Origin of the sequence: Dactylococcopsis salina PCC 8305, from assembly GCF_000317615.1 — a bacterium.
Taxonomy (GTDB): domain Bacteria; phylum Cyanobacteriota; class Cyanobacteriia; order Cyanobacteriales; family Rubidibacteraceae; genus Halothece; species Halothece salina.
The window spans coordinates 3,571,663-3,583,490 of record NC_019780.1; the positions used below are offsets into that span (position 1 = coordinate 3,571,663).

The following is an 11,828-nucleotide window of genomic DNA, read 5'->3' on the forward strand; positions in this document are numbered from 1 at the left end:
TACCATAATCCTTGTTATCTCTTGATTTCAAAGGTTTGCTTCTTCCATCATCAAAATTCCTCTGGTTAAAATAGATGGACAAGTGTATAGTTTAGTGTAATTGGTTATAAAATTATGTCAGTATTGGCGGCGATCGCAGTTTTAGCGGTTTTAATTATCGTCCATGAGCTTGGACATTTCACCGCAGCCCGTGTTCAGGGGATTCATGTTAATCGGTTTTCCATTGGTTTCGGTCCAATTTTGTGGAAATATCAAGGGTCAGAAGTAGAATATGGAGTGCGTGCTTTTCCGTTAGGAGGATTCGTCGGTTTTCCTGATGATGATCCCGATAGCGAGATTCCCCAGGATGATCCAGACTTACTTAAAAATCGTCCCCTCGGCGATCGCGCCATTGTCATCAGTGCTGGGGTTATTGCAAACTTTATCTTTGCCTATTTCCTTCTGGTCACGCAATCCGCAGTAGTCGGAATCCCGCAACCGCAGTTTGAACCTGGAATTAAAGTTCCTGAAGTGATCAGCGAAGAAAGCTCCCCCGCACAAAAAGCAGGATTAGAAGCGGGCGACCTCATTTTAGCAGTCAACTCTGAGCCATTAGGAGAAGGTCAACCCGCAATCCAAACCTTACAAACCAAAATCCAAAATTCTGTCAATGAACCCTTAACTCTCAACGTCAAACGGGAAGAACAAACCCTCAATCTTTCTGTTATTCCCCAACCTGGAGACGACGGAAAAGGAAAAATTGGGGTCTTACTTTCTCCCAATGGGGAAGTAGTACGGAAACGTCCCGATAATCTCATTGAACCGTTTAGTCAAGGCGCTCAAGAATACCAACGGATTTTTACCCTCACCTTTCAAGGCTTAGGACAACTGGTGAGTAACTTTCAAGAATCTGCCGAACAAGTTGCCGGTCCCGTCGCTATTGTCGCAGTCGGTGCTAACATCGCCAGTTCGGATGCTAGTAGTTTATATCAATTTGCGGCTTTAATTAGCATCAATTTGGGGATTATCAACATCCTTCCTTTACCCGTTTTAGACGGCGGTCAATTGGTGTTTCTCCTTTTAGAGGGGATTCGGGGTAAACCCTTACCGACAAAAATCCAAGATGGGATTATGCAAACGGGAGTTGTGGTTTTGCTGGGTTTAGCAATTTTCTTAGTGATTCGAGATACAGCAAACTTAGCAGTGGTTCAAGACTTGTTCCAACAATGATCTCTTCTCCTCAAAAACGAGCCTTAGCACTGCTCGATCGACTCAAAGCGTTATATCCCAATGCCACTTGTACCCTCAATTATGAGACCCCTGTACAACTATTAGTGGCAACGATTCTTTCTGCCCAATGTACGGATGAACGAGTCAACAAAGTTACCCCAGACTTGTTTGCTCGTTTTCCCGATGCAGAAACCATGGCAAAAGCCAACAGAGAAGAAATCGAAACTCTCATTCGTTCCACAGGATTCTATCGCAATAAAGCGAAAAACATTCAAGGAGCGTGTGAGATGATTGTCTCTGACTTTCAGGGGAAAGTTCCAGATACAATGGAAGACCTCTTAAAATTACCTGGTGTAGCGAGGAAAACTGCAAATGTGGTACTCGCTCATGCTTATGGGGTGAATGCTGGCGTAACGGTAGATACTCACGTTAAACGCCTCTCTCATCGTCTTGGATTAACCGAACATAATGATCCCAAACGCATCGAGAAGGATTTAATGGCGCTGTTACCCCAGCCAGACTGGGAAAATTGGTCAATTCGACTAATTTATCACGGTCGCGCTGTGTGTAAAGCCAAACAACCTTTGTGTGAAGTTTGTACTTTAGCTGATCTCTGTCCATTTCCTAGATAAAAAGTAGATGAAAAGTAGGTTGGGTGGAGTTTACGAAACCCAACACCAATATTCGTTATTCGTTATTCGTTATTTGTTATTTGTTGTTTGTTATTTGTTGTTTGTTATTTGTTATTGGTTGTTGATCACTGGTCACTGTTTACTGGTCACTGATTACTGGTCACTGGTCACTGGTCACTGATTACTGGTCACTGGTCACTGGTCACTGATCACTGGTCACTGATCAATTACCTGAACCTGATATAACTGTTTCCCCAAGAAAAAAGTAAATTCGGTAGGATAGTTAAGCAGTGTTTTTAGTAAATTAATTCCCTAATGGCAAAAAAAGCAATGATTGAGCGCGAGAAAAAGCGCCAAAGATTAGTCGAGAAATACGCAGACAAACGAGCCGAATTAAAAGAGCAAATTAGAACTTCGACTTCTCCCAGAGAACGATTCCAGTTACAGCGTGAATTACAACGGCTTCCTCGCGCCAGTTCTCGCACTCGTCTCCGCAACCGTTGTCAAGTAACGGGTCGCCCTCGTGGTTATTATCGTGATTTTGGACTTTCTCGTAATGTGTTTCGGGAATGGGCGCACAATGGATATTTACCTGGTGTTGTAAAGTCCAGTTGGTAATTTAATTAGATTATTAGGTAGGGATGTTTTTTGAAATATCTCTACCTATGTAGCAATTCCAGATGATTTGTAATTTTTTTGCCCCCAAACCCCCAATAGTGGGGGCTTCCATGAATTAAGTTTTTCCAATCTCATTTAGAATTTGTAATTTTTTTGCCCCCAAACCCCCAATAGTGGGGGCTTCCATGAATCAAGTTTTTCCAATCTCATTTAGAATTTGTAATTTGTTTGCCCCCAAACCCCCAATGGTGGGGGCTTCCATGAATCAAGTTTTTCCAATCTCATTTAGAATTTGTAATTTTTTTGCCCCCAAACCCCCAATAGTGGGGGCTTCCATGAGTCAAGTTTTTCCAATCTCATTTAGAATTTGTAATTTGTTTGCCCCCAAACCCCCAATAGTGGGGGCTTCCATGAATTAAGTTTTTCCAATCTCATTTAGAATTTGTAATTTTTTTGCCCCCAAACCCCCAATAGTGGGGGCTTCCATGAATCAAGTTTTTCCGCTCTCATTTAGAATTTGTAATTTTTTTGCCCCCAAACCCCCAATAGTGGGGGCTTCCATGAATCAAGTTTTTGCAATCTCATTTAGAATTTGTAATTTTTTTGCCCCCAAACCCCCAATAGTGGGGGCTTCCATGAATTAAGTTTTTCCAATCTCATTTAGAATTTGTAATTTTTTTGCCCCCAAACCCCCAATAGTGGCAGGGCTGTTTCATTCTCGGGGTCAAAATTGAATGCGATCGCCTGAACCCCTTATTGTACGTTCGATCGAACGCTTTTTCTTACTTTTTGACTTATTCATAAGAAAAAAGCCGTAAAACCCCGGTTATTCCTAACATCTGGAACAAGCAAAAAAATAGAATGAAACAGCCCTGCCAATAGTGGGGGCTTCCATGAATTAAGTTTTTCCAATCTCATTTAGAATTTGTAATTTTTTTGCCCCCAAACCCCCAATAGTGGGGGCTTCCATGAATTAAGTTTTTCCGCTCTCATTATGATTTTTCAGGAATTTTCTGTAACTGTTGCTGTAAGGATTCCCCAGAGTGAATCGTTAGCCCAGAAAAACGGCTGTTTAAGGTCGGTGCTGATTCCTCTGTGGGGAAGAATAACCAACGACTCCCACGAGGTAGATCATTAATTTCATTCCCATCACTGGTTAACCAGATTAAAGGAAGAGAGGGTGGTGTTTCCCGTTGGGTTTCTTGAAACTGTACCGCAGCTAGGGTTTCTAAAACTTCCTGTTAAGATTGAATTAACCCCGCTTGCGCTGTCAAGAGTTTAACGTTGAGTTGACTACGAAGCGCGTAAAAATAAAGCGATGCGGCGACGATGACTGCATCTTCAAACCTTTCTGCATTCCAGCGCGATCGCGCTGTTGAGACAGATTACCACATATTGCCCCCCGATCGACAATTCTAATTCTCTCACTCGTAATTCTCCATACCGCGCACTACTCCGCCAATGAATCAATGGCTTTCGCTTTGGCGACACGATGGCGAGAACTCCAGAATAGTCCTAAAGGCGTAGCTGTGCGTAAATCCACTTTTGACCAGTGATAAATTCCGCGTTGGGTGGAGTCAGTGCTATAAATCCAGCTATAACTGTCTTGAGGGGGAATAAGCTCGATCGAGCGTTTTGCTGGTTTTCCGAAACCATCGGGTAGATGATCAATTACCTGTAACAGGGTTTTCGGTTGCGAGGTGGGATTTTCAACAATAATTTCTAAGGTTAGCGTATCACCCGCGCTGATGGGATAAATGGTCGATCGTCGCACCTGAAGCGATTTTAATACTCTTGGGGGAAGCGCCGCCGCCAACCCTTAACTGGAAACATTTTGTTCTAATAGTAATTTGCTTTGTTTCACTTGATCAGGAATTTCGATCGGGTAATCTCCCGTAAAGCAAGCGGAACAAAAATGATCGGGATTTTCGCGAGTTGCTTTGAGCATTCCTTCCCAACTTAAATAAGCTAAAGAATCAACGCCAATTTGGGCGGCAATTTCATCCACTGATTTAGTTGCTGCGATCAGTTGATCTTGGCTATCGGTATCAATACCATAGAAACAAGGATGAGTGACAGGAGGGGAGGAAATTCTCATGTGAACTTCTGTAGCACCCGCATCTCGTAACGCCTGGACAATTTTACGGCTGGTTGTTCCTCGAACGATCGAGTCATCCACCATAATAATCCGTTTCCCACTAATCACATCTTTTAGCGGATTTAACTTCATGCGAATCCCTGCTTCGCGCATACTTTGGGTGGGTTGGATAAACGTTCGTCCCACATAACGGTTTTTAATTAAGCCTTCTTCAAAGGTAATTCCAGACTGATGAGAAAACCCGATCGCGGCGGGAACACCAGAATCAGGGACGGGAATCACAGAATCAGCTTCTACATAGGATTCTTGTGCTAGTTGTTGTCCTAACCGTAGCCGATAGCTGTAAAGGGATTCTTGATTGACCATGCTATCAGGACGGGAAAAATAAATCATCTCAAACACACATAATTTTGGTTCTGGCTTGGTTGACCAGTGAAATGAAGCTAACCCTTTTTCTGTAATCCATACCATCTCGCCAGGTTCGACATCTCGCAAATAATCCGCCCCGATAATGTCTAAACCAGCAGTTTCGGAAGCGAGAACATAATGTTGAGAGTCACTACCAAATGTCCCAATAACTAAGGGACGAATCCCGTGCGGATCACGAACGCCCATTAACCCTTCTGGTGTCCCGATAACAAGGCTGTAAGCCCCCTGACACCGATTAAAGGCACTTTTTGCCGCGTCGAGCCAATCTTTCCCTGATTCTAGTTCTTGGGCGATCGCAACGGCAATCATTTCTGAATCGGTGGTAGAAATTAACTCGTAATCGTCTTTTTCTAGGGTTCTTTTTAAGTCTGGGGCATTGACAAGATTCCCATTATGTGCAAGCGCGATCGAGCCGATACGACTAGGAACAACTACGGGTTGAGCATTGGCAATGAGACTCGACCCAGTTGTCGAGTAGCGAGTGTGACCCACTGCATAGTTACCTGGAAGCTGTAACAGGCTTTCCTCATCAAAAACACGAGCAACTAGCCCCATATCTTTATGGAGACGAACCCCGTCAGGATTAAATGTGGCGATTCCTGCCGATTCTTGACCGCGATGTTGAAGGGCATACAGTCCAAAGTAAGTTAACTTGGCAACATCCTCGCCTGGGGAATAAACCCCAAAGACGGCGCAAGCCTCTTCTGGTTTATCTGGGGGTTCGTTGACTGGGAGAGCAGTGGGATATGACATAGGGCAACAGGGGATAGTTTACCCCATTGATCTTAACAATCCCTTAACAGAAAAGACAAGGTCAAGAGTAGGTTGGGTGGAGAGAAGCGAAACCCAACCTTTTACAGTGACCAGTGATCAGTGATCAGTGATCAGTAAACAGTAAATAGTGAATAGTAAGCAATTTCGGTTTCATCAACGCCGCCCAACCAATATTTGATTATTGGGTTTGCGCTTGTTTTAATAGGGAGTCAGCAAAGGCGATCGCGTTTTCATCGTTATCACCGCCAGCGAGTTGGGCGAGTTCGTTTCGTCTAGTGTCTGCATCATTTAATCGGATGACAGAGACGGTCGTTCGAGAGGAGGAAAATTGTTTTTCGACCCGAAAATGGAAATCAGCAAGCGCCGCCACTAACGGTTGGTGGGTCACACAGAGAACCTGTTGCAGTTGGGCAATTCGTCGTAATTTCTGCCCGATCGCGTTGGCAACTCGTCCCGAAACGCCTGTGTCGATTTCATCGAAAACAAGGGTTTGTAATTTTTGTTCGGTACTGGAAAAACAGGCTTTCAATGCTAGTAAAAATCGGCTCATTTCTCCGCCTGATGCGGTTTCGGAAAGGGGTTTTGGTGCTTCTCCTGGATTGGGGCTAAAGTAGTAATTCACTTGTTCTGCGCCTTGGGCGCTGGGAGTGATGGGAGTCAGGGTACAGTAAAATTGCACTTTCGCCATGGCGAGGGGTTTGAGTTCACTAATCAATTGTTTTTCTAGTCGAGTGGCTGCGTCTTGTCGCTGTTTGCTGAGGAGATCACAACTTTCGATTAAAGTCTGATAAGCGGTGTTGGCTTGTTCTTCTAGGGTGTCTAAAGATTGTTCGTTGTCGTTGAGTCGATCGAGTTCGCTTTCGAGATGGGCTTGATGTTCGATCGCGGCTTTTAAATCAGGGCCATATTTCCGACAAATTTGTTTTAGGGTACGAATGCGGTCTTCTACTTCTGCGAGTCGATCGGGGTCTGATTCTAAGCCTTCCCCGTAAGCATAAATTTGTTGTCCCGCTTCTACAATTTGAGTCATGGCATTTTTTACCATGTCCAAAATTGGTGTTAGTTGTGAGTCATACTGTACCATTTCTGCGAGAGTATTTTCCGCTTCCGTGAGAATGTCGGTTCCGGCTGCAGTTTCGTCATCTCGCTGGTATAAGGTTTGATAAACCTGGTAACTCAGTTGTTGCAATTCTACCGCATGGAGTAATCGATCGTGCTCTTGTTCTTTCTCTTCTAATTCCGTCGCTGTGTCTAATTGCGCGGCTTGCAGTTCTTGTAACTGGTAATTAATCCAATCTAACCGTTGTAATCGTTCTTGTTCCGTTTGCCGACGATTTTCTAAAGCTTGCTTGGCTTTGCTATAAGTTTCGTAAGCAGAGGCGACTTTTTTTCGTTGCGCTAATAAGGATTGTCCGCCATAGGTGTCGAGAAGTTCCCGTTGTCGCGCTGGAATCATTAACGCCACCGTTTGACCTTGGGCGGTAATTTCCACTAGATAACGACGAAATTCGTTAATCAGTTGGCGATTGACTAAAATACCATTAATGCGCGATCGCGATCTAAGCCCAGTCGGTTTAAGGGTCATTTCTCGGCTACAAACAACGGTGGTTTCATCGGGGGGATCAATTTCTTGCTCTTCCAACCAATTTTGAATCGGAGGAGTGAGGGAAAATGTCGCCTCGACCAAGGCTTTTTCGCTTCCTGTGCGAATGAAACGGCTGTTCACCTTCCCCCCCAAAGCCGCATCGATCGCGTCTAAAATGATGGATTTTCCCGCCCCTGTTTCCCCCGTGAGAACATTTAATCCAGCGCCTAATTCCAGTTCCAATTGATCCACTAAAGCAAAATTCTCGATTTTGAGGGAAATTAGCATTTGTTGTTATTTGGGTTGCGTCGGTTAGTGGTTGTATCCCCATACATTTTAAGGTTGAGTTCTCAGGAAAGCAATTGCTGACACTTAACCTCATAACACGAATGAAACTACTGGTATAGCAATTCTATAATAATTTGTAAAAAGTTGATTCACTAAAGCCCCCCAAATTTGGGCCGGAGCGAAGGTGAGGATTGGGGGGCAAAATTGCTATATGATGAGAACAAGTGTTGACTAGAAACTCGTTAAAGACGATCGCTTCTTTGATTAATCGAGATGCTATAAGATCAATGAGACTATTATCAGTAAGGAGAGAAAACATTGAAGCGGTTAGCCCTCATTAGCGTCTCAGACAAAACAGGAATCGTCGATTTTGCCCAGCAGTTAGTCTCAACCTTTGATTTCGAGATTGTCAGTAGTGGTGGAACTGCTAAAACCTTGATGGAAGCTGGGATTACAGTGACCAAAGTTTCCGACTACACGGGATCACCAGAAATTTTGGGGGGACGAGTAAAAACCCTTCATCCTCGCATTCATGGTGGTATTCTAGCACGGCGCGATCGAGCAGACGATCAAACGGACATGGAAACCAATCAGATTCGTCCTTTTGATTTAATTGTCGTCAATCTTTATCCTTTTGTTGCCACCATCAGTAAACCTGATGTTACCGTTACCGAAGCGATCGAAAATATAGATATAGGTGGCCCGGCGATGTTACGCGCGGCGGCGAAAAACTATCAGCATCTCACCGTCATCTCTAACCCCAAACGCTACGAAGCCTATCTAGAAGAATTACGCCACAGCAATGGACAACCCTCCCTCAATTTCCGTCAAACTTGCGCCTTAGAAACCTTCACCCTTACGGCTGAGTATGACCAAGCCATCAGCGCCTATCTCGCTCAAATTAACGAAGAAACGGTCACTCCCCTACCGCTACAATTTAGTTTAATGGGAACACAACGCCAAGCGCTACGTTACGGAGAAAATCCCCATCAAACTGCTACCTGGTATCAAACGGGAAGCACTCCCACCGGTTGGGCGGCTGCAAACCAACTACAAGGGAAAGAACTCAGTTACAATAATTTAGTGGATTTAGAAGCAGTGCGACGCATTATTAATGAGTTTACCGAGCAACCAACTGCTGCCATTCTTAAACATACCAATCCCTGTGGTATCGCGTCAGCCAATGATTTAAGAAGCGCTTACGAAAATGCCTTCGCTGGTGATTCTGTTTCCGCATTTGGCGGTATTGTTGCTGTTAATCGCACCATTGATGAAAGTACCGCGATCGCAATGACACAAACCTTTTTAGAATGTGTGGTTGCTCCCGATTGTAGCGAAGAAGCGCGAGCTATATTGGCGAAAAAATCAAATCTGCGAGTGCTAATTTCCCCGAACTTGCAAACTGAACCGCAAGAAATGGTTAAAGTGATTGCTGGCGGATTTTTAGTGCAAACGATCGATGATACGCCTGATGATTCTAGTCAGTGGCAAGTTGTGACAGAAAAACAGCCCACAACGGAACAGTTAGCAGAAATGATGTTTGCCTGGAAAGCTGCCAAGCACGTGAAATCAAACGCGATCGTCGTCACACGCAAGCAAGCAACGATCGGCATTGGTGCTGGGCAAATGAACCGTGTTGGTGCGGTGGAAATTGCCCTCAAACAAGCGGAAGAAAAGACAGAAGGGGCAATTTTAGCCAGTGATGGTTTCTTTCCCTTTGATGACTCAGTACGCACCGCGGCGGCGGCTGGTATTACGGGAATCATTCAACCTGGCGGATCACGTCGTGATGAAGATTCAATTAAAGCCGCGAATGAACTGGGTTTAGTGATGATTTTCACTGGAACTCGTCATTTCCTCCACTGATGACCAAAACCAGTCAGTTACCGCTAGTTCTAAATAAAACCTAATGTAGTATAGCGCTACGCGCTAGGCAAAAGGCAAGAGGCTTGCATGCAAGAGTAAGGTATAGGTGAGTTTCAACATTTTGGAATGTCCTAACCTAATTTTGTAGCGCTATAACAGCAAATGCTCGATCGCTTATTAATTCACTGATCACTGATCACTGGTCACTGGTCACTGATTACTGATCACTGGTCACTGGTCACTGGGAATCAAGAAGTGAGAAGAGAGAATTTAGAAGTGAGTTTAAATGCCTATTTTTCTCTTTTCTCTCTACTCGTTTCTTAATGACTGGTCACTGGTCACTGGTCACTGGTCACTGATTACTGGTCACTGGTCACTGGTCACTGGTCACTGATTAAATGGTTTCGTCTGATTCTGATTTGTCTCGTACTCCTTGTACAATACGAGATAACTCTGATTTTTCATCCGCAGAAATTCGAGTTGGTGCGCCACTAATAATCCGTTCATAATTACGGAATGAGGCTTTAATTTCGGGGCCTTCTTCTGCGATAATATATTCCCGAATCCCTTTATCATGCCATGATCCTCGCATTTTAAAGACATTAATTGCTCGTGACATTTCTCCCCGAATTTCTACATATTGCAACATGATAATTGTGTCCGTAATTGTTGAAATATGAGAATCTGTAATTGAGTGTGACCCCATGAATTGGTCCGTTGTATTGGTAAAAAAGCCTGTAATTTCTTCTTGTTTCGCGTAACCCGTTACCCCAATAACAAACTGACGAAACGCATTTTCGGTGACACCTCTTGCTAAAGCTGAAAGAGAATCAATGGCAATTCGTCCAGGCTTGAAATCTTCAATTTCTGATTTAATTGTTTGTAAATGATCTTCTAATCCTGCTGATTCGGGATAAGTACATAGTAACTTTAATAAACCCTTTTCTTCTAACTCTTCAAAATCAATTCCCCATGAGTAAGCATTCCGAGATAATTGAGCGCGGGATTCTTCATAAGCAAATAAAATCACTCGTTCTCCTTTTAAACATCCCTCTTCTAAAAATTTACTGACTAAAAGGGTTTTTCCTGTTCCCGTTGCGCCAGTGGCTAAAATAATTGAATCTTTAAAAAATCCGCCTCCACACATTTCATCAAGGGTTTTAATTCCAGAAGAAACTCGCTCATTAGAAGAGCGTTGAGTTAAGCGCATCGCACCGAGAGGAAAGATATTAATCCCATCACGATTAATCGTAAATGGATATTCTCCTTTCATGTGCGTTGTTCCCCGTAATTTTAAAATTTCTACGGTGCGGCGACGACGTTCTCCTTCTAAAACATTGCGAACAATAACAACATTATCAGAAACAAATTCTTCCACACCAAACCGCGCTACAGCGCCATATTCTTGTTCCCTTTCTGTTGTCATAATGGAACTGACACCGATTTGTTTTAAACGCGCGGATAAGCGGAAAATTTCTCTCCGAATTAATCCCACACCGTCATATTGTTGAAAAATTGCTGTTACTGAATCAATAGAAACTCGTTTCGCTTTGTATTTCCGAATTGCGTATTGAATGCGCTCAATCAGTGCGGAAAGATCAAAATTTCCAACTACTTCTTGACCTTCTGGATCAGGAGACGCATCTAAAATAAACAGTTTTCCTTGTTCAATTAAGGATTGTAAATCCCAACCAAAACTGGAGGCATTAATGATAATATCAGCAGGAGATTCTTCAAAGGTGACAAAGACTCCTGCTTCATCAAATTGAGTAATGCCGTTATAAAGAAATTGAACCGCAAGCAGGGTTTTTCCTGTTCCTGATGTGCCACTAACTAAAGTTGTTCGACCGATCGGGATGCCACCATGACTGATTTCATCGAATCCTTCAATCATGGTTTTTAGTTTTTGAATGCTCGGTATTGATTGCTCTTTTTTTTGCTTGTCTTGCTCAACCATTATCTTTTTAATTTTAAGTTTTCAACCTGATCAATAAATAATTTTATTCGGGAAATTCCTCTTCTTGGCTATCACCAATTTCTTCATAAAGTAAGTCTAAACCAATTAAGACTTTTTCTCGATCGGATAAATCGCCGATAATTTTTCTCACGGGAGGCGGTAATACTTTGGCAAGGGTTGGGGTGGCTAAAATTTTGTCTTCTTCTGCTAACTGCGGATTTTTCAGAACATCAATTACTTTTAAGGCGTAAACTCCTTGAAAATCTTTTTCTAAAATTCCTTTTAGGGTATTAAGAGCGCGAACCGATTCGGGAGTATTGCCAGCAACATAGAGTTTTAAAACATAAGTTCTTTTCGAGGAGGTATTCATAA

11 protein-coding genes are annotated in these 11,828 nt (G+C 43.3%); 5 read left to right on the plus strand and 6 right to left on the minus strand.

What is annotated here, in order from left to right; translation table 11 throughout:
* The first annotated feature begins 114 nt into the window (after positions 1-114).
* From rseP to rpsN, 4 genes are all read left to right on the plus strand, one after another.
* Positions 115-1,209 (plus strand): RIP metalloprotease RseP, encoded by a 1,095-nt coding sequence (rseP, locus tag DACSA_RS17010; RefSeq protein ID WP_015230928.1) that lies wholly within the window; start codon positions 115-117, stop codon positions 1,207-1,209.
* The gene (gene nth, locus DACSA_RS17015; RefSeq protein ID WP_015230929.1) at positions 1,206-1,841 is read left to right on the plus strand and encodes an endonuclease III; all 636 of its coding nucleotides are present in this window, start codon (positions 1,206-1,208) and stop codon (positions 1,839-1,841) included. The genes rseP and nth overlap by 4 nt, the downstream gene beginning before the upstream one ends.
* A gap of 7 nt (positions 1,842-1,848) precedes the next feature.
* Positions 1,849-2,022 (plus strand): hypothetical protein, encoded by a 174-nt coding sequence (locus DACSA_RS21075; RefSeq protein WP_156800836.1) that lies wholly within the window; start codon positions 1,849-1,851, stop codon positions 2,020-2,022.
* Positions 2,023-2,156: 134 nt separating this feature from the next.
* Complete coding sequence (gene rpsN / locus DACSA_RS17020; protein WP_015230930.1) at positions 2,157-2,459, plus strand: 30S ribosomal protein S14; 303 nt, start codon at positions 2,157-2,159, stop codon at positions 2,457-2,459.
* A 1,341-nt stretch (positions 2,460-3,800) separates the two neighbouring features.
* Here rpsN and DACSA_RS21080 read toward each other — a convergent pair.
* From DACSA_RS21080 to recN, 4 genes are all read right to left on the minus strand, one after another.
* The gene (locus DACSA_RS21080; RefSeq protein ID WP_198007599.1) at positions 3,801-3,929 is read right to left on the minus strand and encodes a DUF58 domain-containing protein; all 129 of its coding nucleotides are present in this window, start codon (positions 3,927-3,929) and stop codon (positions 3,801-3,803) included.
* Positions 3,910-4,233, minus strand: a complete 324-nt coding sequence (locus DACSA_RS18430; RefSeq protein ID WP_156800838.1) for a hypothetical protein — start codon at positions 4,231-4,233, stop codon at positions 3,910-3,912. Before DACSA_RS18430 ends, DACSA_RS21080 begins: the two co-directional genes overlap by 20 nt.
* Positions 4,234-4,278: 45 nt before the next feature.
* Entirely contained in the window at positions 4,279-5,739 is a 1,461-nt protein-coding gene (purF, locus tag DACSA_RS17030) for an amidophosphoribosyltransferase (protein ID WP_015230931.1), read from the minus strand.
* A gap of 199 nt (positions 5,740-5,938) precedes the next feature.
* Positions 5,939-7,633 (minus strand): DNA repair protein RecN, encoded by a 1,695-nt coding sequence (recN, locus tag DACSA_RS17035; RefSeq protein WP_015230932.1) that lies wholly within the window; start codon positions 7,631-7,633, stop codon positions 5,939-5,941.
* A gap of 318 nt (positions 7,634-7,951) precedes the next feature.
* Here recN and purH point away from each other — a divergent pair, with 318 nt between their 5' ends.
* Positions 7,952-9,499 (plus strand): bifunctional phosphoribosylaminoimidazolecarboxamide formyltransferase/IMP cyclohydrolase, encoded by a 1,548-nt coding sequence (purH, locus tag DACSA_RS17045; protein WP_015230933.1) that lies wholly within the window; start codon positions 7,952-7,954, stop codon positions 9,497-9,499.
* A 394-nt stretch (positions 9,500-9,893) separates the two neighbouring features.
* Here the strand turns inward: purH and kaiC are convergent, their stop codons facing one another.
* The gene (gene kaiC / locus DACSA_RS17050; RefSeq protein ID WP_015230934.1) at positions 9,894-11,456 is read right to left on the minus strand and encodes a circadian clock protein KaiC; all 1,563 of its coding nucleotides are present in this window, start codon (positions 11,454-11,456) and stop codon (positions 9,894-9,896) included.
* Positions 11,457-11,499: 43 nt separating this feature from the next.
* Positions 11,500-11,826 carry a circadian clock protein KaiB gene (gene kaiB, locus DACSA_RS17055; RefSeq protein ID WP_015230935.1) on the minus strand — a complete coding sequence of 109 codons (327 nt, stop codon included), beginning with the start codon at positions 11,824-11,826 and terminating at the stop codon, positions 11,500-11,502.
* Between the last annotated feature and the right edge of the window lie 2 nt (positions 11,827-11,828).